At 63.5% G+C, this 21,923-nt stretch carries 17 protein-coding genes; 6 read left to right on the top strand and 11 right to left on the bottom strand.

Going from position 1 to position 21,923, the window contains the following annotated elements; genetic code table 11:
* Positions 1-59: 59 nt before the first annotated feature.
* The 3 genes from ABQM86_RS14135 to nudC are packed head-to-tail and all read right to left on the bottom strand — an operon-like array spanning position 60 to position 3,786.
* A complete protein-coding gene (locus ABQM86_RS14135) occupies positions 60-668 on the bottom strand; it encodes a YgjP-like metallopeptidase domain-containing protein (protein WP_337339773.1) in 609 nt (202 codons plus the stop codon).
* Positions 668-2,800: an ATP-dependent DNA helicase UvrD2 gene (locus ABQM86_RS14140; protein WP_207594064.1), complete on the bottom strand. Its 2,133-nt coding sequence runs from the start codon at positions 2,798-2,800 to the stop codon at positions 668-670. Before ABQM86_RS14140 ends, ABQM86_RS14135 begins: the two co-directional genes overlap by 1 nt.
* Complete coding sequence (nudC, locus tag ABQM86_RS14145; RefSeq protein ID WP_369744723.1) at positions 2,797-3,786, bottom strand: NAD(+) diphosphatase; 990 nt, start codon at positions 3,784-3,786, stop codon at positions 2,797-2,799. The genes ABQM86_RS14140 and nudC overlap by 4 nt, the downstream gene beginning before the upstream one ends.
* A gap of 171 nt (positions 3,787-3,957) precedes the next feature.
* On the opposite strand from nudC, the gene ABQM86_RS14150 reads away from it, so the two are divergent.
* Positions 3,958-5,241 carry a macrolide 2'-phosphotransferase gene (locus tag ABQM86_RS14150; protein ID WP_369744724.1) on the top strand — a complete coding sequence of 428 codons (1,284 nt, stop codon included), beginning with the start codon at positions 3,958-3,960 and terminating at the stop codon, positions 5,239-5,241.
* Between the two features lie 28 nt (positions 5,242-5,269).
* Here the strand turns inward: ABQM86_RS14150 and ABQM86_RS14155 are convergent, their stop codons facing one another.
* Genes ABQM86_RS14155 through ABQM86_RS14165 form a run of 3 tightly spaced genes read right to left on the bottom strand, consistent with a single transcriptional unit; the run spans position 5,270 to position 12,563 of the window.
* On the bottom strand, positions 5,270-8,803 hold the full coding sequence (locus ABQM86_RS14155; protein ID WP_369744725.1) for an ATP-dependent helicase: 3,534 nt from the start codon (positions 8,801-8,803) through the stop codon (positions 5,270-5,272).
* On the bottom strand, positions 8,800-12,150 hold the full coding sequence (locus tag ABQM86_RS14160; protein WP_369744727.1) for an ATP-dependent helicase: 3,351 nt from the start codon (positions 12,148-12,150) through the stop codon (positions 8,800-8,802). Before ABQM86_RS14160 ends, ABQM86_RS14155 begins: the two co-directional genes overlap by 4 nt.
* Positions 12,147-12,563, bottom strand: coding sequence for an MGMT family protein (locus ABQM86_RS14165; RefSeq protein ID WP_369744728.1), 417 nt, complete (start codon positions 12,561-12,563; stop codon positions 12,147-12,149). The genes ABQM86_RS14160 and ABQM86_RS14165 overlap by 4 nt, the downstream gene beginning before the upstream one ends.
* A gap of 66 nt (positions 12,564-12,629) precedes the next feature.
* Here ABQM86_RS14165 and ABQM86_RS14170 point away from each other — a divergent pair, with 66 nt between their 5' ends.
* The 4 genes from ABQM86_RS14170 to ABQM86_RS14185 all read left to right on the top strand — a co-directional run bounded on the left by ABQM86_RS14170 (position 12,630) and on the right by ABQM86_RS14185 (position 16,126).
* Positions 12,630-13,340 (top strand): 3'-5' exonuclease, encoded by a 711-nt coding sequence (locus tag ABQM86_RS14170; RefSeq protein ID WP_207594069.1) that lies wholly within the window; start codon positions 12,630-12,632, stop codon positions 13,338-13,340.
* 324 nt (positions 13,341-13,664) lie between these two features.
* Positions 13,665-14,615: an ABC transporter substrate-binding protein gene (locus ABQM86_RS14175; RefSeq protein ID WP_091468676.1), complete on the top strand. Its 951-nt coding sequence runs from the start codon at positions 13,665-13,667 to the stop codon at positions 14,613-14,615.
* Between the two features lie 12 nt (positions 14,616-14,627).
* Complete coding sequence (locus ABQM86_RS14180) at positions 14,628-15,392, top strand: amino acid ABC transporter permease (protein WP_089595652.1); 765 nt, start codon at positions 14,628-14,630, stop codon at positions 15,390-15,392.
* Positions 15,389-16,126, top strand: a complete 738-nt coding sequence (locus ABQM86_RS14185) for an amino acid ABC transporter ATP-binding protein (protein WP_207594071.1) — start codon at positions 15,389-15,391, stop codon at positions 16,124-16,126. Before ABQM86_RS14180 ends, ABQM86_RS14185 begins: the two co-directional genes overlap by 4 nt.
* 66 nt (positions 16,127-16,192) lie before the next feature.
* On the opposite strand, the gene ABQM86_RS14190 is transcribed toward ABQM86_RS14185, so the two are convergent.
* The gene (locus tag ABQM86_RS14190; RefSeq protein ID WP_242703345.1) at positions 16,193-17,263 is read right to left on the bottom strand and encodes a glycoside hydrolase family 3 N-terminal domain-containing protein; all 1,071 of its coding nucleotides are present in this window, start codon (positions 17,261-17,263) and stop codon (positions 16,193-16,195) included.
* Between ABQM86_RS14190 and ABQM86_RS14195 the strand changes: the two genes are divergently transcribed.
* A complete protein-coding gene (locus ABQM86_RS14195; protein ID WP_242703346.1) occupies positions 17,235-17,480 on the top strand; it encodes a hypothetical protein in 246 nt (81 codons plus the stop codon). The genes ABQM86_RS14190 and ABQM86_RS14195 overlap by 29 nt on opposite strands.
* A gap of 98 nt (positions 17,481-17,578) precedes the next feature.
* Here the strand turns inward: ABQM86_RS14195 and hemL are convergent, their stop codons facing one another.
* The 4 genes from hemL to ABQM86_RS14215 all read right to left on the bottom strand — a co-directional run bounded on the left by hemL (position 17,579) and on the right by ABQM86_RS14215 (position 21,910).
* The gene (hemL, locus tag ABQM86_RS14200; protein WP_207594073.1) at positions 17,579-18,898 is read right to left on the bottom strand and encodes a glutamate-1-semialdehyde 2,1-aminomutase; all 1,320 of its coding nucleotides are present in this window, start codon (positions 18,896-18,898) and stop codon (positions 17,579-17,581) included.
* 95 nt (positions 18,899-18,993) lie between these two features.
* Positions 18,994-20,106 (bottom strand): LLM class flavin-dependent oxidoreductase, encoded by a 1,113-nt coding sequence (locus tag ABQM86_RS14205; protein ID WP_369744730.1) that lies wholly within the window; start codon positions 20,104-20,106, stop codon positions 18,994-18,996.
* Positions 20,106-21,086 (bottom strand): porphobilinogen synthase, encoded by a 981-nt coding sequence (gene hemB, locus ABQM86_RS14210; protein ID WP_280623161.1) that lies wholly within the window; start codon positions 21,084-21,086, stop codon positions 20,106-20,108. The genes ABQM86_RS14205 and hemB overlap by 1 nt, the downstream gene beginning before the upstream one ends.
* The gene (locus ABQM86_RS14215) at positions 21,083-21,910 is read right to left on the bottom strand and encodes a uroporphyrinogen-III synthase (RefSeq protein WP_369744731.1); all 828 of its coding nucleotides are present in this window, start codon (positions 21,908-21,910) and stop codon (positions 21,083-21,085) included. The genes hemB and ABQM86_RS14215 overlap by 4 nt, the downstream gene beginning before the upstream one ends.
* Positions 21,911-21,923 lie beyond the last annotated feature (13 nt).

Consider the following 21,923-nt stretch of genomic DNA (forward strand, 5'->3'; position numbering starts at 1 on the left):
CGAGCCCCCGGGAGCTTTACGTAGCAACGGCCGCCACCTACCTGGTGGCCGTTGCTGCGTTAAGCCCCTGAATCCGGTGCCGGGTTCGAATCCGGCGGAAGACCCCTTGAGGTGGCAAAGGCAACACCTTCCAGAAAGGCCTTTGCGCGCTGCGTCTCAGGATACGACTCCACCAGCTTCCAGAAGTCGGCGTTGTGCCCCGCCACCAGCAAGTGCGCAAGCTCGTGCACCAGAACGTAGTCGATAACCCACTGCGGCATGGACTGAAGCTTGTTGGAAAGCCTGATGGTGCCGTCCGCCGGAGTGGCAGAACCCCATCGCGAATTCTGGTTGCTGACCCAACGAACGGATGTCGGGACGGCCCGCCCGCCCAAATAGGTCCGCGAAAGATGCGCGGCATGCTCCGCGAGGACTTCGTCTGTCGCCGGGCGGCGACTGCCCTGGCCTGACCGTCGCTCGCCCTGCTTCTTCAGCTTGGCCAGCATGCGGTGGACCCACTCCCGTTCCTGGGATTTGGTGAAGCTGGCCGGGATGGCAACAACGGCTTTGCCATCCTCCCAAAAAGCAGCGACCGTCCTGCGCCGCCTGGCTGATCGGCGCACGACCACGGGAGCGCCGTCGTCGGTGACCAGGGGAACGTCAGCATCCGCAGCCGATCGGCGCACCATCAGAGCTCGGTGCTCTCGGTCAGGACCGCCAGGACCGCTTCGCCGTAGCGTTCGAGTTTGGACGGCCCAATTCCTGCCAAACCGGCCAACTCCTCCAATGACGATGGCTTGGCCTCGGCGATGGCAGTGAGAGTTGCATCAGTGAAAACAACATAGGCAGGGACATCGGCGGACTTCGCTTCATCCTTGCGCCATTGCCTGAGCGCATCAAAGGTTTGTTCCTCATAGGACGGCGGGCACTGGTTGCAACGTCCCACCTTACGTTCGGCACCGCTGGCGAGCATGGTTCCGCACACCCTGCACGACGCCGGTGCGGCGGCTTTCCGGCGAGTGGGACCTGTCTTGCTGCGGGCGTTTGCGGACGCCACTGAGTTGGGGCGAAGTCCGTCAAGGAACCTCGATGGCTTGCGGTTGGCACGGCCGCCCGGTGTGCGGGCCGTTGACCAGGACAAGTTCAGATGTTCCCGTGCCCGGGTTATACCGACGTAGAGCAGTCGTCGCTCCTCATCAACGTCTTCCGGGGTGTCTGCGAAGGAGATGGGCATTAGTCCTTCGCTCAGGCCCACCAGGAACACGGCATCCCATTCCAGTCCCTTGGCGGCGTGAAGAGAAGCAAGGGTGACCCCTTGGACGGTGGGTGCGTGCTGGGCTACCGAGCGTTCCTGGAGTTCGTTGACGAATTCGGCCAGCGTGAAAGCCTCGCCACGGCTGACGGCCAGTTCATCTGCCAAAGCGACCAATGCTGCCAAGGATTCCCATCGTTCACGGAGCGCACCCCCGTTGTGCGGCGCGGCGTCGGTATAACCGAGCGACGCGACGATGTCCCGAACGATCTGCCCCAGCGGCTCCTGCGGCCCCTCGGCGACGGCCCGGGTTGCGGCGCGCAGTTGGAGGATGGCATCGCGGACTTCCTTGCGTGCGAAGAATCGCTCTCCGCCACGAAGCTGGTATCCGATGCCGGCTGAAGCGAGTGCTTGTTCATACGCTTCGGACTGGCCGTTTGTGCGGAACAGAATCGCGATCTCGCTGGCCTTGATTCCGGTATCAAGCAGTTCCTGGATCCGGCCGGCCACCACTGCAGCCTCAGCCTCGTCATCCGGGCATTCCATGAAGCGCGGTTCGGGACCGGCCGGCCTCTGGGCCACAAGTTTAAGCGGCGGCGCCCAGGCAGCATCCGCGACGGGCCCACCACTTCGCCGGGACCCGAGGAGGTCGTTGGCCAACTTCACCACTTGCGGGGTGGACCGGTAGTCGCGGATCAGCTTAACGACAGTAGCGTCCGGGAATTGCGCTTTGAACCCCAACAGGTGCTTGGGTGAGGCACCCGTGAAGGAGTAGATAGTCTGGCTGGCATCGCCCACCACGCATAACTCGTTCCGGCCTCCGAGCCACAGGTCCAGGAGTCGCTGTTGCAGCGGGGAGACGTCCTGGTATTCGTCCACTACGAAGTGGCGGTACTGTTCCCGGACCGTTGCCGCCACTTTTGGATCCTCTTGGAGGATACCTACTGTGATCAGGAGGACGTCTTCGAAGTCGATGACGTTCCGGTCAGTCTTGATGTCCTCGTATGCCTGGAAAACCCTGGATACCGCCGTCAGGTCAAAACCGCCGGGCGTTCCGCGGTCCTGGGCGTTTTCAAGGTAGTTGGCGGGAGTGAGCATGGACACTTTGGCCCACTCGATTTCTGCGGCCAGATCCCTGATGGTTGCGCGGTCGGTGCTGAGCCGAAGCCTGCGGGAAGCCTCCGCGATCATATTGGCCTTGTGGTCCAACAGATTCGGCAACGTACCGCCGATGGCCTGGGGCCAGAAGAACTGCAACTGCCTCAGGGCGGCTGCGTGGAACGTGCGGGCTTGGACATTCGCCACACCAAGGTCCCGAAGCCTGCTGCGCATCTCCGCAGCGGCACGCGCTGTAAAAGTTACGGCGAGCAACCGCTGCGGACTGTAAACGCCGGAGTGGACCCCGTACGCGATGCGGTGGGTGATGGCACGCGTCTTACCTGTGCCCGCTCCCGCGAGAACGCACAGGGGCCCCGTCAAGGTACTTGCTACTTCGCGCTGTTCTTCATCCAAGCCACCGAGGATGCGTTCCTCCAGTGAACCACCGGCGTCGAAAACGTCTTCGGTCACGGCTGGAGGTCTTCGATAATGCCGCCATACCAATGTTCAATCAGTGAACGCGCAATGGAGAGGCGCGAGGAAATGGTGATCTCTCCGCTGGAAACGGCTGCCTGCAGCTCTTCACGGCTGAACCAGCGCGCCCTGGTGACTTCAATGCCATCCGGCCGGGCCACCGAGTCTTCAGTGGTGGCGGTGAAGCCCAGCATCAGCGATGCGGGAAATGGCCAGGACTGTGAACCGAGGTATTGGCATGCCGACACGCGCACACCTACTTCTTCCCCGATTTCCCGGACAACCGCCTGCTCCAGCGATTCTCCAGGTTCCACGAAGCCCGCGAGCGTCGAGTAATTCCTGGCGTCTGTGGGGCCCCCACCGCCTAGGAGAAGGCGGCCGTCCGGACCCACTACCGTGACAATAATCGCGGGATCCGTCCGGGGGTAATGCTCTGAATTGTCCTTGGGGCACCGACGTACCCATCCGCCGGCCTCGATGTCCGTGGGATGGCCACATTGCGGGCAGTGCGTGTGCGTCGCGTGCCAGTTGGAGATTGCGCTGGCCTCGATGAACAGCGCAGTATCGCTGGCGTCCAATCGCCCGGCGACTTCCCTGAAACCCGCCCATTGGGCATCCGCGGGCACCGTAGCGGTGCCCGGCACCGGTGGTTCCGCCACCGTGAACAACAGGACAGGCGTTCCTTCAGGCAACGAAGACGATTCCAATGTGATGCCCAGGTAAACAGCCGCGGTGGAACCGGGATTTGCTCCCTTGAGGGCATTCCACAGGGACGTGGCGTCCCCGAACCACAGTCCATCAGCGGTCACGAGTGCCTTGCGCTGGGAAATAACCATGGCTTGGGCCGTGCCGGAAGCCAGGAGGTCCTCCACCATGCCGGGCTTAACCCGGACCCCGGAGCCACGATCCACCATGGCAGGGCGCACTGGAAGAACGGTCTCCATCAGGTGGTTGGCCAGCGCCGGTGACTCCGTATAGCTCATGTATCTACCGTACTGATTCGTACCGACAAATAACATTTGGGAGGGTCCCCCCTTGTGGATGCACCCCGCCGGGCGTCCATCGCCTGCAAAAATGCCCTGTTTTACGGCGGATCTGAAGACTCGCCGCACTGCATCATGGCCACAGGCCCCACTCAATCTACCGTTGAGAAGGTGAGAAGAACACCGCTCGAACTGGCCGCTATAGCAACCGCGGCGGTGCCTGGCCTGGCGCCGACGGCTACAGCCTTTTCCCCCGACGACGACGCCGACTTCGACTCGGCGTTGCTGCTCGACGCGGATGGCAAACGCTGGCGCGTCCGTTCACCGCGCCATCCGGAGGCCAGCACCCGGCTGGAAACCGAATTCATGGTGCTGCGCGCCTTCGCTCCGTCCATTCGCGCAGAGTTGCCCTTCCACGTGCCAACCATTGCCGGCACTGTGCGCCAGGGCGACCTCACCACTTTTGTCTACACCCACCTGCACGGTGCGATGCTCTCCATTGACGAGCTATCTGCCGGCAGTCCCGCCCTTGCCAGGGAGATCGGCTCAGCGCTGGCTGCCATCCATGACCTCCCGTTGACCTTGGTGACCAACGCGGACCTGCCCAGCTACTCTGCCAACGAGTTCCGGCAGCGGAAGCTCAATGAACTGGACCAGGCGGCAACCACTGGCAAGATTCCTGCCACCCTGCTCCGGCGCTGGGAGCACGCCCTGGAAGACGTTGCACTGTGGCGGTTCAATACCTCGGTGGTCCACGGTGACCTCCACGAAGACAACCTCATGGTGCAGGATGACTCCGTGACTGCCCTGACGGGGTGGACCGATCTCCGGATTGGTGATCCCGCCGACGACTTCGCATGGCTGGTGGCATCGAACGAAGCGTCGTTCGTTGAGGCCGTCCTGAACCACTACACCCAGGCACGCCGTGAGAAGCCCGACGTTCATTTGCTCCGGCGGGCAGCTTTGTTGGCCGAATTCGCCTTGGCCCAGTACCTGGTCAAGGCTATGGCTGCCGGGCACCAGAGCATGACGGCGGAGGCAGAGTCAATGCTTCAGACACTCTCCGCTGACATTGACGAGCAAGCGCGGCGTGACGAAGAAGCAGCGCAGGCCGCCGAGAATGAGGCCGCTGAAATCCTGGCTGCCGATGCGCAGGCTGCCGCCACTTCAGCAGGCCAAAACCCTCCCGTCAGTGTCGTAGCGATTCCCAACGCCGAACCAACGGTTACGGTGGCAGCCATCCCCGGGACGTCTGCCACGTCCCCGGAGCGGTCTCTGGAGTCGGCGCAGGCGGGAACAACTGCCCCGGGATCAACTGCCGACGCAGAGGAAACGGAGAAGCCCGTCCAGGCCGGGGGCGGCGATTCCAACGGCACCAACGATCCGGACGACACATCCACTGCCGCCATCAGCGTGGTCAAGGTGACGCCGCTCCATACAGCAAACCGGTCCTAGCACCAATTGGCCCCAGCACCGGTCGGCCCTAGCGTCCTTGGCCGCCGGCTTCCAACGCCTTGGCAACGATTTGTTCCAGTTCGTCGGCGGTTCCCAGATCGTGTGGCCGGACCACTGAGTCATCCGCCACGTAATAGAACGCCGCGCTGACCTCTTCCAGGGGCACACCCTTGAGCCTGGCCCAGGCCAACCGGTAAACGGCCAACTGCACGGCACGTGTTGCCAACTGTTGACCCGCTGGTCGTCGGCCGGTTTTCCAGTCGATCAACTGCCAGCGGCCGTCCGCGTCGCGGAAGACGGCATCGATGCGTCCCCGGACTACGACGTCGCCAATCCGTGTCTCCACCGGCACCTCGACGAAGGCAGGCGCGCGTTGGGCCCACTCGGACTTTTTGAACGCCGCCACCATCTCGTCCAAGCCGTATGCCTCGTCGATGTGCGAATCCGAGCCCGGAGCCTCATCGAGGTCAAGCATGCCCGTCGTCCCGAAGTACTCTTCAACCCACGCATGGAAGGCCGTGCCTTTACGCGCCGAAATACCCGGTTCGCGTGGCACCGGCCTGCGGAGCTGCGCAAGCACAGCAGCCGGGTCCGCGCCAAGATCCACGAAGAGTGAGGCAGAGATGTGGCTCGGGAGGTGGACATCCTGGGTGGTCTTGCGTTGCTGTTGACGGTCAAGGAGCAGGTCCGCCTCCTGGGCCCATTTCGCCGCCGGGCCCGTGAGCTCAGGAGCCGGAGTTTGGTACGGTGCGCCGGCGAGGAACGCGCGGACGTTGGCCGCCGCCTGGTCCATGGCTAGCCTGCGTCCGGGAGCCAGCCTAAGACGGGCGCCAGTCCTGGGATCAGACGGACCTTCCAGGGGGTCGTAGGGGAACCCGGCAACTTCAAGGGTGGTGGTCAGTGGGCTTTCCTCCGGGAGTGTTTCCTCAGCCACGGATTCGGGATGAACCACCGCTGAGCCTGTCCGGCCTGCAGGCAACCCAGTACCGTCGCCTGTGGCAACACCCGGAACTCCAGCAAGAGGCGCCAAGTCGGAGAGAAAGGCGGACATACCGGCCATTCCGGAGCGCGAACCGTTCCAGGCAGCACTGGACGCCCATAAGACGAACTTTGCCCGGGTGTAGGCCACATAGGCCAGCCGCCGCTCCTCGGCCTCACCGTGATGCTGGACCTCGGCCTTGAAAACCTTCTCCGCGTCCAGCCACCCCTTTTGGTCTGGCTGGTCCAGGTCCCACTGGGGAAGGTCGGCGCGGTCGCCACGCAACGGCCAAGGCAGCGCCGCAGCCCCACTGCTCCATCGTGAATCCCTGGTGCTGGGGAATGATCCGGCATTGAGGCCAGGGACGAAGACGACATCCCACTCCAGCCCCTTCGAGGCGTGAACCGTCAGCAACTGCACAGCTTCCCGGTTGGTCTCCACAGGGGCCAGATCCAATCCGCCTTCTTCGGAGGCCGCTGCCTCCAACCACGACAAGAAGGCCAGCAGATCAATCCGTTGGGACGTCTGCAGGAATCCGGCCGCGGCATCCTGGAACGCATCAAGGTTCCGGCGGGCCTGGTGGATGCTGATTCCAGGCTTGGCGGCCACCTCGATATCCAGGAGCATGGCGCGTTCAACCTCACCAAGGAGCGTGGTGAGATCATCCCCGATGTAGCTCCGGAGGGAACGAAGTTCCGAGGCAAGGCGGGTCAGTCGTTCCAGGGCAGCGGGACTAAGGGTGCGACCATGCCCCGACGTCCAGCCGGGCTTGGGTAGGAAATCAAGGGCCTCCACCAGGCTGGAGGCATCGGTAATGTCACTTTCAACCACCACTGCGGCCGGTTCCTCGTTGTCATCCATGGGTTCGGAAGCGGTGCCCGGATTTGCCCGGCGGCGAGCCAGGAAACGCGACCAGTCGTTGAACGCCATCAAGTCTGCCGGGCCAATACGCCATCGCGCCCCGGCCAGCAGCCTCATCAGGGCATCGGAACGCCCGGGATCAGCCAACACCCGCAAGGTGGCCACCAGATCCACGATTTCCGGGGTGTCCAACAGGCCGCCAAGACCCACGATCTCGTAGGCGATTCCCTGCAGCTCGAATTCCCGGCGGAGGCATTCCATCTGCGCCCGCCTCCGGCACAGGACAGCCATGGTCGGTTTGACCGGCGTCCCGTCCTTCTCTTCCTCGAAGACTGTCCGTTTGTAGCGCCGGATATCACGGGCAATGACTGCAGCTTCGTCCTCATCGGTGCTGAAACGACCGACTACCACACTTCCGTCCACGGCGGCCGGGCTCGGGGCCAGCGCCGGGACTGAGACATTGCCGGCTGTATCCCTGCCCCCTGCCGGGCCGTCCATGGCCGCAGTCTTGTTCAACGGCGCGGCAATGGTGTTGGCTGCCTCAAGGATGTTCCTGCCGTTCCGCCAAGCGGTGGTCAGGTATGAGGTCGGAGCCACTGAATACGTCTCTGCGCCGCCTATGGTGTCCGTGTGCCGGACAGGGAACTCCTGGACAAAATGGAAGAGCTGCCCGGCAGAGGCACCCCTGAATCCATAAATCGACTGGTTGGGGTCCCCTACGGCTGTCACTGCGTGACCTTGCCCGAAGAGGCGGGAGAAGAGCACCAACTGGGCATGGGAGGTGTCCTGGAATTCGTCCAGGAGTACCACCTTGTACCGTGCCCGCTCCGTGGACGCTGCGAGCGGGATGTCGCTGGCGATCCGGGCAGCAAGGGCCACGAGGTCCCCAAAATCAAGGACTCCGCGTTGCCGCTTCGCTTCCTGGTAGCGCACCACCATGTCTGCCACGCTGGCGCGGGTCCGGAGCATGGCTGCCAATGATGCTGCTGCCTGGGTGGGGTTTTTGCTGGCACCAGCTACATAGGGAAGCTGCTCGAACGTCTCCACGCGCTCCAGCACCCAGTTGCGTACTGAACCCGGGTCCTGAAGGTGCTCGGCGCACTCCCCCGCCAACTGTATGACGGCGTTGACCAACGTGGACTTGGCCGCCGTGAAATGCTCGTAGTCGCCGTCGTAGGCCTCTACTACTTCGCTGGCCAGCTGCCAGGACTGTGCCCCACCCAGCAGGACGACATCGCGCTCAATGCCCAGCCGGAGCCCATAATCGGTCACAATGCCACTTGCATAGGAGTGGTAGGTGGAAACCTTGGGTTCGAGGTCGTCAGCCCCCAGGAGCCCTTCGGGGAACCCAATGCTGCCGTCATCCTCTGCCGCGATGCGCTGGAGGGTGGCCAGTTTGCTTCGGATCCGGCTGGCCAGTTCGCCGGCAGCTTTACGCGTGAACGTCACGCCAAGCACTTCCTCCGGACGGACCCACCCATTGGCAACGAGCCACACCACCCTGTCCGCCATGGTGGCTGTCTTGCCGGAGCCAGCCCCGGCGATCACCAGCCGGGGTGACAGTGAAGAGGCAATGATGTCCGACTGTTCGGCAGTGGGCAGGTTCTTCTCGCCAAGGATGCCGGCCAGCTCAGACGGAGAGAACCGGGGTTCGGGAACATGTATGCCGTCACGGGTGCCGGGCAGGGCGCCGGCAAATCCGTCCAGGAGCTCTGTTGTCATTCGGTGACCTGCTTTCCTCTGGCGCACAACGGGCAAACATCCGGGAGGCGGCACCCGTGGCCGCCATGCCCGCTCTTGCCGGGATCGTGCCGTGCTTCGAATGAGGCTCCTGCCATGAGCGCAGCAGCGTCGTTGACCAGCTCCTCCGCCCAGTTCACTGAAGGATCCAGGGGATCCTGCTGCTGCACTGCCGGCGTCTTCGTCTTGGTTCCAAGGTGGGCCAGCACCGCGCCGCCAGGTGCGAAACCACCAGCACCGGTGCGGGACCCGGCGTCGAGCGTTTCTTCGCCGGTTCCAGCGTCCCGGAAGGCACCTTTGAGCACCGCCGCCTGGTAAGCACCCAATTGCGGGTGCCTGGCAACTTCGGCCTTGCCCGGTTGACGCTTGCCGGTCTTGAGGTCCACCACCACAAGCCGGCCTTGCGAATCAACCTCCAGGCGGTCCACCTGGCCCCGGAGCACTGCCTGCCGGGTGGCAACCGCTTCGGGATCTGCCGGATCCGAGGCATCGAGGCTGACATCGGGAAGCTCTACTTCGAAGTCGTGCTCTACGGCCAGCAGGCTCCTTCCCTCGCTGCGCATAATGAGGATGTACTGGGCCAATTTGCGCACCATCTGTTCTGCGCGTTGGAAATCGAGCTTCCCTTCCCAGTTATCCTTCATGCCCAAGGTTGGCCACCGGCGGACGAGTTCAGCCACATATTCTGACCCCGAGGCCTCGGGCAGTTCCTGGGCAATGCTGTGGACCAACGTGCCAAGGCTTCGCGCAAAATCAGTGGCGGCCTCACCACCAGCGGCTTGGACGAACCAGTCCAGCGGTGACTTATGGACAGCTTCAACTTTGGAAGGTGAGACGGAGACTGTTCCCCCCGGAGGGACAACAGGCCCGCTGGAACTCAGCGGTGCCAAACCCCACCATGTGTCCGGGTGGGCCCCCGGAACGGGTGGATCCGTGCTGGCAAGCCGGGCCAGTATCCGCGCTGCTTCCAGCCCTGTGGCGGCAACGTTGGCGGCGTCGGCAACGGACTCCTCCGACTGCGCGTGCTGCCTCAGCTCCGCGACAAGCGCCCTGAGTGTCATGGGGCGGTCCACGGGAGTGTAGTCGCGTTTGTACTGCCCGGACTCCAATGGTGCTACGTAGTCCAAGAACGCCGAGGGCTGGTCGTCTTCAGAGGAGACGGCCGTGCAGATCAAGACTTCACGAGCCCGGGAAACCGCCGTTGAAAAGCTCCTGAGTTCGTCGTACCGAATATCGCGGAGTTTGCTCAGTGGTCCCCGCCGCACGGCGTAGTCCACTCCATGCTCCACGGCGTCGGCGTAGACGGTGCTGCCAAGCAATTCACCACGCAGGCGCGTATTCGGCCAGACGCCTTCCTGGAGTCCGGCGACTATCACCACTGGCCATTCCCGTCCCGCTGCGCTGGCGGGCGTCATGATCTCCACGCACGCCTCAAGCTGGGCACGTGCCGCAAGAGTGTCCATGGGAAGTTCCTGGTTCAACAGATAGTCCAGGAACTGCTCGGGACCGGATCCGGGTAATTGGTCCACGAAGCGTTCGGCCGTATGGAACAGGGCCATCATGGCGTCGAGGTCGCGATCCGCACGTGCGCCGGCGTTGCCACCCTCCAGCGCCATTTCCGCCCAGCGCGACGACAAACCGGTGGCCTGCCACAAAGCCCACAAGACTGACTCCGCATTGGCACCGGGCTCGGCAGCGGCCGTGGCACCCGCCGCGATCATGCGGGCAAGACGGCGGGCGGCGCTGCCTTCAATGCCCAATGACGCCAGCGCTCCTGGTTCAAGCAGCGCTTCCACCAGGAGGGCATCGCTGGACCTGCCGCCTCCACCCAGGAGTTCCTCGCGCCTGAGTGACTGCCTAAGCCTGCGCAATTCGATGGCAGTGGCTCCGCCGACGCGGGATGTCAACAGCGAAACAGCCATCTCCGGCGTCAACTTGGCCGGGTCCAGGACAACCGCGAAGGCCTCCAGAAGAGGACGCACAGCTACTTCGTCCCGGACGGCCGAGTCTGCCACTGGAACCCGCACCGGTATTCCCTGGCCACTAAGGTAGCGCTGCATCTGTGAAATTTGTCCACCGTTCCGCACGATCACGGCGATGTCACTGAACTCCCGGTTCTCCCTCAGTTGGGCTTCCAGAATCCGCTGGGCTACGTAACGCAGCTCATGCACAGCGGATGGCAGCACATGCCCTTCCACCCTGCCATCACGGGAAGGCGGCTCACCTGCATTGTCCGGACCTGGCAGTTGCTCAAGCCGCCTGGCCAGCTGACCGCCGGAACGCTGTGAAATACGTGCCGCGACGCGCGTCCAGGCCTCTGCTACCACGGGGAGGTGCCGGTGGGTGAACCACAAAGGACGTTCAGTGACCGCGCCCTGGGTGCCTCCCAGCAGCGAAGGCAACTCGGCCACAAGGTCAGGACGGGCACCGCGGAAGCCCTGCACTACGGTATCCGGGGAGTAGGTGACCACGACGTCCTTGCCCTCCGATATATCGGCGAGGAGTTCAAAAATCGCAGGATTGGATTCCTGGGCGTCGTCCACGAGGATCAGCTGAAGGCGTTCACGTTCCGCGGCCAGGAATGCCGGCGAATCCTGGAAGATCTGGCGCGCCGTAGTGATGATTCCTGCGGGGTCAAAAGCCTCGGGCATGCGGAGGTCCAGAACGTCCCGGTATTCGCTGTACAACTCGGCTGCGGCCATCCAATCGGGACGACCGCATTCGTAGGCGAGACCCACCAAATCCTCTGCGGTACGGCCGGACTCAATGATGCGGTCGAACAACTGGCGGATCTCGTGGCGGAAGCCCCGGGTGGGAAGGGCAGCACTGAGATCCTCCGGCCAGGGCAGCTGGAAACCCGGCCGCGCATGGCCTTCAAGGAGTTCTTTGATGATGAGGTCCTGCTCCGGACCTGAGAGGAGCTTTGGGGGCCTGGCCAGGGGTATGACGCCTTCGGCCTTCGCCCGCCGAATGACGTCGAAGGCGTACGACGCCCAGGTGCGCGCCGGCGTCGTACTGAGACTGCGGTCCAGCCGTCCGGTGAAGGTGTCGCGCAAAGCTGCGGCGGCGTGGCGCCCCGGGGCGAGTATGAGGATCTGCTCCGAATTCAGCCCGTCTTCACGGACGCGGCGCACTGCGGATTCCACAAGCACTGTTGACTTGCCCGTGCCCGGACCTCCGGGCACAAGCACGGGGCCGCTCCCCTGCCGGAGGGAAACAACCGCCTGTTGGTCCGGGGACAAGACAGGTGCCGCATAGTGGGTCTCGCGCGGAGGCAGCAGGCGAAGAGCGGCCGGTGATTGGCGGGTTCTGGCGGGAGTGGCGGTCACACAGTCATTTCATCATCGGGCACCGACAATTTATGGAGTTGACGCTCCAACTGGTCAGAGATCACATCAAGTTGATCGAAGTCGGCGTCCGAAGGCGCCCATCGCGCCGTGGTCAGGTCAACCCGCCAACGGCCTTCCCCGGTCCTGAGGAAGGCCTCGTAGGCGCCATGCAGCGGCGTGGCTTCCTGCAGGTAATGCTTCAAGGCATCGACCTCGTGGCCGGGAGGCGCTTCCCCGCTGGCCCGAAGGACACGCCACCAAGCCACGGAGCTTCCGTAGTGGCTCATGACTGCGCCGACCTGACGCGGTCCGCCGGCACCCAGGAGCTCTGCCACGTCGCCGTAGGAGACCGCCGATCCCGACGGCACGAGGTCCACCACCGCAAGAACCGCCGTCACATACTCCATCCGCATGTGTTCAGGGTAACGGCAGGAGTGTCGCGCCCAAAGACTGTCGGACCCAGCCGGTAACTTGAAATCATGAGCTCCTGGAACACCCTCTCCCGTGCCGCATTCGACCTCGAGACCACCGGGAAGAACTCGCGGTCGGCACGGATAGTCACGGCTTCGATCACCGTTGTGGATGCCCACGGAGAGCTCATTGCCGAACACGAATGGCTGGCGGATCCGGGCGTTGAGATTCCCCTCGAGGCCAGTGAAGTGCATGGCGTGACCACCGAGAGGGCCCGCGCGGAAGGCCGCCCCGCAGCGGAGGTTACGCGTGAGGTTGCTGCGGTTCTCCAGGAACTTTTCGACGCCGGCACTCCCGTCATCGCTTTCAACGCCAGTTACGACTTCACGGTACTGGCGGCCGAGTCCGCGCGTTATGGCGTACCGCAACTGAGCCGGTTCCCGGTGCTGGACCCCTACGTGATGAACAAGCAAGTGGACCGCTACCGCAAGGGCAAGCGCACCCTTACTGCCCTGTGCGAGGAATACGGCGTGGACCTGACCAACGCGCACACCTCTGCCGCGGATGCACTTGCCACTCTCCGTGTCCTGGACGCGATGGCCGGCAAGTTCCCCAAGCTGCACATGCCGGCAACCACCCTCCACCAACTGCAAGTAGACTGGGCGGCATCGCAGGCCGCCGATTTCCAGCAGTATTTGCGGCGCAGCAAACCCACTGCGGTCATTGAGGGCGAGTGGCCGGTTCTGCCGCCCGAGGACGCCAGCCGCGGCGGTTTCTAAGCCGGGGAGATCCCTTCGAGGCTTCGCCCTGCGACGCATGTCACATGATTCTCGGGAACCCGCGTTTTAGCCTCAGTTGCGCGCGGATTCCACGAGCCAGAGCAGCGTCGGAATAGTACGGCGGTCGATGATGCCCGGGTGGGAACAATATTCGGCGTAATCGAGTGTGAGCCACCATTTCTTCGATTCACTATGCTCCGGTGGGCTGGTGACATAATTAAGTTTGGCGGGTTGAAGTCTGCTAAGGCAGCAAACCTTCTTTCGGTTGCCACATTCCCCGCCCACCGTGAATCGTCTCCGTGACCCGATGAAAGTGATTTCTTTATGAAATTCAAAGCCCCTAAGTGGCTGTCTGTTGCCCCCGTGGCCGCAGCCCTGGTGATTTCCCTGGCAGCATGCGGCGGTGGAACTTCCGAGCCCAGCGGTTCGCCCACCGATGCACTGGCCGGCAGCGACCAGAAATCGCTCGACACGTTCACGACGGCTGAGGTGACGCCGCTGGACAAGATCGACAAGTCCAAGCTGGGCCTCATCACCGACGGCACCCTGCGGGTGGGCACCCTCTCCGACGCCCCGCCGAACATCTTCATTGACCCTTCGGGCAAGTTCACCGGCTACGACAATGAGCTCTTGCGCGCCATTGGCGACAAGCTGGGCCTCAAGGTTGAGTTCGCCTCCACTGACTTCTCAGCACTCCTGTCCCAGGTAGGCAACAAGCAGTTCGACGTCGGATCCTCCTCGATCTCCACCACGGACGCCCGCCGCAAGACGGTCGGTTTCACCAACGGCTACGACTTCGGCTACATGGCCATCGTCACCAAGAGCGACTCCAAGGTCACCGGCTTCGCCGACGTCAAGGAAGGCCTCCGCATCGGCGTTGTCCAGGGCACCGTCCAGGATGACTACATGACGAACACGCTCAAGATCGAGCCGGTCCGCTTCCCTGACTACAACACGGTCTACGGCAACGTGAAGAACGGCCAGATCGATGCTTGGGTTGCTCCTTCCCAGCAGGCAGAGGGCCAGGTCAAGGAAGGCGACAACACCAAGATCGCCGAGAAGGTTGTCAACACCCAGAACTTCACGGCCTACGCCGTGAACAAGGACAACCAGCCTCTGATCGACGCCTTGAACTCGGGCCTGGATGCTGTCATCGCTGACGGCACGTGGGCCAAGCTCACGGCCGAGTGGTACAAGGACCGTCCGACTGCTGCCGAGCAGACCCCCCAGGGCTGGAAGCCGGGCAGCAAGGCCGTCCAGCTCCCCGCCAAGTAACCAGGGCGTTCCATGGATATCCTCAATCAACTGGCCGAGACCTTCTTTGACTGGGAGGCAATGGGCGAAGTCCTCCCCAAGATGTTCGCCGTCGGCCTGCCCAATACCATTGTCCTGGCCGTCGTCTCAGGCATCATCGGGACCGCGCTGGGGATGCTGCTCGCCCTGATGGGGATTTCCCGGAACGCAGCAGCACGGTGGGTAGCCCGCATTTACACGGATATTCTCCGCGGGCTTCCTCCGGTGCTGACCATTCTGGTGATCGGGTTCGGTTTCGGCCCCATCATTCGTGAACTGACGGGCTCCACCAGCCCGTACCCCATGGCCATCGCGGCGTTGTCCTTGATGTCCGGCGCGTACATCGGCGAGATCTTCCGTTCCGGCATCCAGAGCGTGGACAAGGGACAACTCGAAGCGACCCGCGCCCTCGGGTTCAGTTACGGCTCATCCATGCGCCTCGTAGTGGTGCCCCAGGGAATCCGCAGGGTCCTTCCTGCCTTGGTCAACCAGTTCATCGCATTGATCAAAGAATCCTCGTTGGTGTTCATGCTGGGTCTTCTTGCCACAGAGCGTGAGATCTTCCAGATCGGCAAGGATGCCGCCGCCAACAGCGGCAACCTTTCCCCGTATGTCGCTGCAGCCATCTTCTACCTCGCGCTGACCATCCCGCTCACGCACTTCGTGAACTGGATTGATGCCCGCATGCGCTCCGGCCGGCCGGAGAAGAAGGAACCGGACGAGGCAGCAGCAGTGGTAGGAAAGGGAGCCCAGGCATGAGTGAATTCGCTTCAGGAACGTTAACGGCGAAGAACATCCATTTGTCCTTCGGCAGCAACCACGTGTTGCGGGGCATTGACCTGCACGTCGAGAAGGGCACAACGGCCTCCGTGATCGGCCCCTCGGGCTCGGGCAAGTCAACGCTCCTGCGCGTAATGAACCGGCTCATCGAGCCGGACCAGGGGGACATCCTGCTGGATGGACGCTCTGTCCTCAAGGACAACCCGGACGAATTGCGGCGCCGCATTGGCATGGTCTTCCAGCAGTTCAACCTTTTCCCCCACAAGACGGTGGCGGAGAACATTTCGCTGGCCCTGCGCAAGCTCCGTGGCATGTCCAAGGAACAGGCCCGCGATGAAGCACTGGCCCAGTTGGACCTGGTGGGCTTGAAGCACAAGGCAGACGCGCGGCCAGCCAACCTCTCAGGTGGACAGCAGCAACGTGTAGCGATTGCCCGCGCGCTGGCCATGAAGCCCGAGGTCATGTTCTTCGATGAAGCCACCTCCGCACTGGACCCGGAGCTCGTCAAGGGCGTCCTTGCCCTGATGACGGATCTGGCCCAAGGCGGCATGACCATGGTGGTGGTGACCCACGAGATGGGCTTCTCCCGCAATGTCTCCGACGTAGTGACCTTTATGGACGCTGGTGTAGTGGTGGAGTCCGGCCCCCCGGAGCAGCTTTTCACCAATCCGCAAACGGAACGCCTGCAGGGCTTCCTTTCGGATGTCCTTTAGCCAAGACAACCACAAGTCTTGAGAACCCCGCCTTCGTTTCGAAGGCGGGGTTCTTTGCTGTGATCATTACCCTGCTTTGACCCGCAGCACTGTCAGGGCGGCAGCATCCACCTTGGCGCGGAAGGAGGCATCTGCTGTGGCTTTCTTCACCACGGCCTGGTGCATGGCAGGAATGCTCGCAGGATCTGCACACACCAGCATGGTTCCACCGGCCGCGAAGAAGTTCAGGGCGCGGTCCGCATCGGACCAGGCGCCCAATTGCGCGGCACTGCAGAGGTCGTCGGATAGGACAATCCCCGTGAAGCCGGCGTCTGAACGCAGCATCGTCTCCATCACCGTAGGCGAGAAGGGTGCGATGTTCGAGGGGTCAATCTTGTCGTAGTAGGCATTCGATACCATGACCCACTGCGTGCCTGATGCGATGGCAGCGTGGAACGGTTCCAGGGCGGGATCGTTCCGGGTGGTGGAGGTATCCCTGACATCGCTGGTGACATCCGTGTTGGGGACTACCCTGCCCAGGCCGGGGAAGTGCTTCACTACAGGGGCGACGCCCGCGTCCTTCATGCCATCGGCAAAGGCATTGCCCAGGGTCGACACTGTGCCCGGTGCATAGCCGTACTCACGTTGGAAGTGGCCAATCGGAGCATTGGACGGCGCAAACTCCGGGCTGGTGACTGTGTCCAGCACGGGCGCAAGATTGACGTTGACGCCGGCGCTTCGCAGCTCCTTGCCCCAGGTTGCAGCATCGGCGCGGAGCTTTGACTCCCCTGCCCCTGCCTGCACCAACGCTGTGGGAATTGTTGAGAACCCCGGACCCGAAAGAACCTGGACATACCCGCCCTCCTGGTCGGTCGCTACGAAGAGGGGCAAACCGCCGGTGGTGGCGGTGGAAACCGTTCCCGTCAACGACGACACGACGGCAGCGGTGGCAGCACTGCCTGCCTTGCTGCGCCCGCTCAAGTAGACGTTGCCCGCGTGGTATTCCTTCAACGCCTGCATGGTTCCTGGCTCGGCGCCGGTGGCCTTGGCCGCCACCATGAACAGTTGGCCTACCCTTTGTTCAAGACTGAGCGCCGCCAACTGTTGCTCCGCGGCCGTAGGAGCGCTGGTGGCAGGCGCAGCGGAAGGCGGAGGCACCGTGGATGGCTTTGTTGGCGCCGCTGATGTGGTGGCTGGCTGCGGAGTGCCCGGCGGTGAAGAGGCAGAAGCCGACGGCGTCGCTTCCGTTGCGGGTGGGACGGTGCCTCCGCTGCCGCTTGAGCAGCCGGACGCCATGGCGACCAAAGCTCCAGCCGTCGCGATGCTTACACCGAAGGATGCAATTGTCTGGGTCTTGCGCATGGTAAACCGTTAGTTCGTTGGGGGTGGGTTTCCACCTACGAGCCTACCCCTTGCGGACACAGCAATGCCCCGGGCAAGTGCCTTCCGCACCAGCCCGGGGCATCAGCAGGGTCAGGCCGTGGCGCCGGCAGCAGCCTGTGCAGCTGCGGGAAGCGCCTCGAAAATACGGTTCATTGCTGCGTCGTCATGGGCAGCAGACAGGAACCATGCCTCGAAGACGGACGGCGGCAGGTAAACGCCCGAGTCCAGCATGGAGTGGAAGAACGGTGCGTAGCGGAAGCTCTCCTGAGCCTGCGCGTCGTCGTAATTGTGCACGCCGTGGGCCGAGGTACCAAAGGCGACCGAGAACAGGTTCCCTGCCCGCTGGATGGAGTGGTCAACGCCTGCAGCATCCAGCGCTGACGAAAGTGCCGCGGAGAGTTCCAGCGAGCGGGCATCAACGTAGGCGTAGACCTCCGGTGTTGCATGGGTCAGCGTGGCTACGCCGGCCGCCATGGCCACGGGGTTTCCGGACAGCGTGCCGGCCTGGTAGACCGGGCCAACGGGAGCAAGGTAGTCCATGACGTCGGCACGGCCGCCGAGTGCCGCCGTCGGCATTCCGCCGCCGATGACTTTGCCGAAGGTGAGCAGGTCAGGCGCCCACCCTTCCTGGCGGCCTGTCAGGCCCCAGTAGCCGGAGTAGCCAGTGCGGAACCCGGTCAGGACTTCATCCACGATCAGGAGGGCCCCATGCTCCTTGGTGATGCGTGACAGCCCTGCGTTGAACCCCTCTCCCGGTGTGACAACGCCCATGTTGGCGGGAGCCGCTTCCGTGATCACTGCGGCAATGTTGTTACCGTGCGTGGCGAAGGCAGCCTCAACTGCGGCGAGATCGTTGTAAGGCAGGACCAAGGTTTCAGCTGCTGTTGCCTCGGTGACGCCGGCCGAGCCTGGAAGGGCCAGGGTGGCAACACCGGAACCTGCGGCGGCCAGCAAACCGTCCAAGTGGCCGTGGTAGCAGCCAGCGAACTTGATGACCAGGTTGCGGCCGGTGAAGCCACGGGCGAGGCGTACGGCGGTCATGGTCGCCTCGGTGCCGGTGGACACCATGCGCAGGCGCTCAACGGCGGATACGCGGTCCTTGACGATCTCGGCCAGGTTGGCCTCATCCGGAGTGGAAGCACCGAAGGACAGGCCGCGGTCCACGGCGGCGTGCACGGCGTCGAGTACGGCAGGGTGGGCATGGCCCAGCAGCGCAGGGCCCCAGGAGCAGACAAGGTCCACGTACTCCTTGCCGTCGGCGTCCGTGAGGTAGGCGCCCTTGGCCGAAACCATGAACTTCGGGTTGCCACCGACGGATCCAAAGGCACGGACCGGGGAGTTCACGCCACCAGGCATGAGGGACCGGGCGCGGTCGAAGAGCTGATCGGACACAGGGGTGTTGGAAGTCATGGTTCCTATTCTTTCAGTGATTCAGGAGCAGCCGGTCTGTGATTCAGGAGCAGCCGGTCTGTGATTCAGGGGCAGCCGGTCTGCGTCGTGTGCGCCTATTCGGAAGCAAGCAGCCGGGCAACCCGCGGGGCCACCTCGGTGCCATAGAGCTCAATGCAACGCATCATGGATTGGTGGGGCAGGGTCCCGTTGCTGTACTTCAGGTCGAAGCGGTCCACACCCAGGGTGCGTTTGAGGAGGACGATCTTCTGCGCAACGGTTTCCGGCGAACCCACGTAGAGGGCGCCTTCGGGGCCGCACATGGCCTCGAATTCACCGCGGTTTCCAGGACCCCAGCCGCGCTCAGCGCCGATCCTGTTGCGCTGGTCCAGCCAATGCGGGAAGAGCTCCTCCCGGGCGTCCTCATCCGTATCGGCAATGAAGCCCGGCGAGTGCGTTGCGATCTGGCGCATCGGGTGTCCGTACTTCGCCATCGCATCGCGGTAGAGGTTCACCAGCGGGGCAAAGCGGCGGGGTTCTCCCCCGATGATGGCGAAAATGATCGGGTAGCCGTATTCGGCACAGCGCAGCACGGACTCGGGTGTTCCGCCTACGCCAATCCAGGCCGGCAGCAAATGGTGCTGCAATTTCGGGTACACCTGGAGTCCATTGACATTGGGCCGGGTACGGCCCTCCCAGTGGACCGGCTTCTGGGCACGAACCTTGTCGAAGAGCTCCAGCTTCTCCTCGAAAAGGACCTCGTAGTCAGCCAGGTCGAGGCCGAAGAGCGGGAAGGATTCAATGAACGAGCCCCGGCCCAGCATCACTTCAGCCCTGCCGTTGGACAGCGCATCCACAGTGGAGAAGCGCTGGAAAACTCGAATGGGATCATCCGAGCTCAGCACCGTAACAGCCGAGCCGAGACGAATCCGGGATGTCACTGCGGCGGCGGCTGCAAGGAAGACCTCGGGTGCGGAGACTGCGAAGTCCCGGCGATGGTGTTCCCCTACCCCGAAGGCATGGATCCCGACGGCATCGGCCAACTTCGCTTCTTCGAGCAACTCGCGGAGGACGCGGGCATGTTCTTTGGGGTTCCCGTCAGCGTCGACGCCGGCATCGCCAAAAGTGTTCAGCCCCAGAAGGATGTGGTTGGCAGCTACCGGCGCGGCGGGGTCGGACGGCCCGCCGCGATCCGGGGAGGCGCCGGGGTCGGAGGGAACGGATGTCATCAGGACTCCTTCAGCCAGCCTGCCAGTTCGGAGGCCCAATAGGTCAGCACGGTATCGGCTCCGGCACGCTTGATTCCCAGGACGGATTCGGTGATGGCACCGCGCCTGTCGATCCAGCCGTTGGCCGCAGCAGCTTCGATCATGGCGTACTCGCCGGAGATTTGGTAGGCCGAGACAGGTACCGGGCTCATGGCTGCGACGTCGGCCAGGATATCCAGGTAGCTCATGGCCGGCTTTACCATCACCATGTCGGCACCCTCTTCAAGGTCCAGTTCCACCTCCAGGATGGCTTCCCGGCGGTTTGCTGCGTCCATCTGGTAGGTCCGACGATCGCCCTTGAGCTGGGAATCGACTGCTTCACGGAACGGGCCGTAGAACGCCGACGCATACTTGGCTGCGTAGGCAAGGACCGCGGTGTTCTTGTGGCCGGATTCCTCCAACGCCTGACGAATGACAGCGATCTGGCCATCCATCATGCCTGAGGGTCCCAGTACGTGGGCCCCCGCATCGGCCTGGGCTACAGCCATCTGTCCGTAGATCTCCAGGGTGGCGTCGTTGTCCACATAGCCATCGGCATCGAGGACCCCGCAGTGGCCATGGTCCGTGAACTCGTCCAGGCAAACGTCGCCCATGATGACCAAGTCATCCCCCACCTCAGCCTTGACGTCGCGGATGGCCTTGTTCAGGACGCCTTCCGGGTCGAGTGAGGCCGTGCCCTGCGCATCGCGCACGGAGGGGACGCCAAACAGCATGATGCCGCCCACTCCAAGCTCCACAGCTTCGGATGCAGCGCGCTTCAGGGAATCAGTGGTGTGCTGGACCACACCCGGCATGGAGCTGATGGGGCTCGGTTCGGTGAGGCCCTCCCGGATGAACGCCGGGAGGATCAGGTCTGCAGGTGCCAGCCGGTTCTCTGCGGTGAGCCTGCGCATGGCGGGAGTGGTGCGCAGACGGCGGGGACGATGGTTTGGAAAGCTCATTGCGGGTTCCCTTCGTTGGCGAAAACAGATTCCAAGGCGGCCACAATGCCGTCCGGGGTTGGTTCTTTGGCTGTGGCGGCCACGGTGAGGCCAAGACGCGAGGCCTCACCCGCCGTCGGACGCCCGATGGCAATCAAGTGGCACCTGCCCAGCGGCGGCAAGGTTTGGGCGATGCGGCGTGCGGCGCTGGGCGAAGCAGCCACCACGGCGTCCACAGTGCCTGCCTTGAGGCCGGCCCGTGCTTCTTCCGGGCTGAGCATTGGCAGCACGCTGTCCTCGGAAACCTCGACGGCGGGCGGCAGTTCCGCCGTCAGGCGACGTCCCGTCCCGGCCGGGTAGTCCACGGTGTGGTAGGCAACCACGGAGGTCACGTCAGCACCTTTTGACGCCAGGCCTTCCCGAAGGCCGGGTGCCGCGATATCTGCTTGGGGCAGGAGCACCCGGGCCGGCGCGGGCTCCCACAGTTCCACCAGGCCGTCAGCAGACTGACGCTCCGTCGGCGCCAGGTGGACGGAGAGGCCAATGGATTCCAAGACCCGCAACGAGGACGGCCCGATGGTCGCCACCCGGGTGGCTGCCGGAACCAGGGCTGCCGGGGTTGTGCCCCGCTCTGCAGCCTTCTCAAGAAGGACTCGGGCACTGGTGATGCTGCTGATCACCAACCAATCGAATTCACCGGCAGCCAGGCGGTCGAGGGAATCGTCCAGGGGTGCCTGGTCTTTTGCCCGTTCAAAATCAATCAGGGGCAGCACCAAGGGTGCGGCGCCGAGGCTGGTCAGCAACGACGCCAGCGGCTTGGCACGGTCGGCGCTCCTGGTGATCAAGATGCGCCGACCG

It is taken from the genome of Paenarthrobacter sp. AMU7 (assembly GCF_041200195.1).
Lineage (GTDB): Bacteria > Actinomycetota > Actinomycetes > Actinomycetales > Micrococcaceae > Arthrobacter.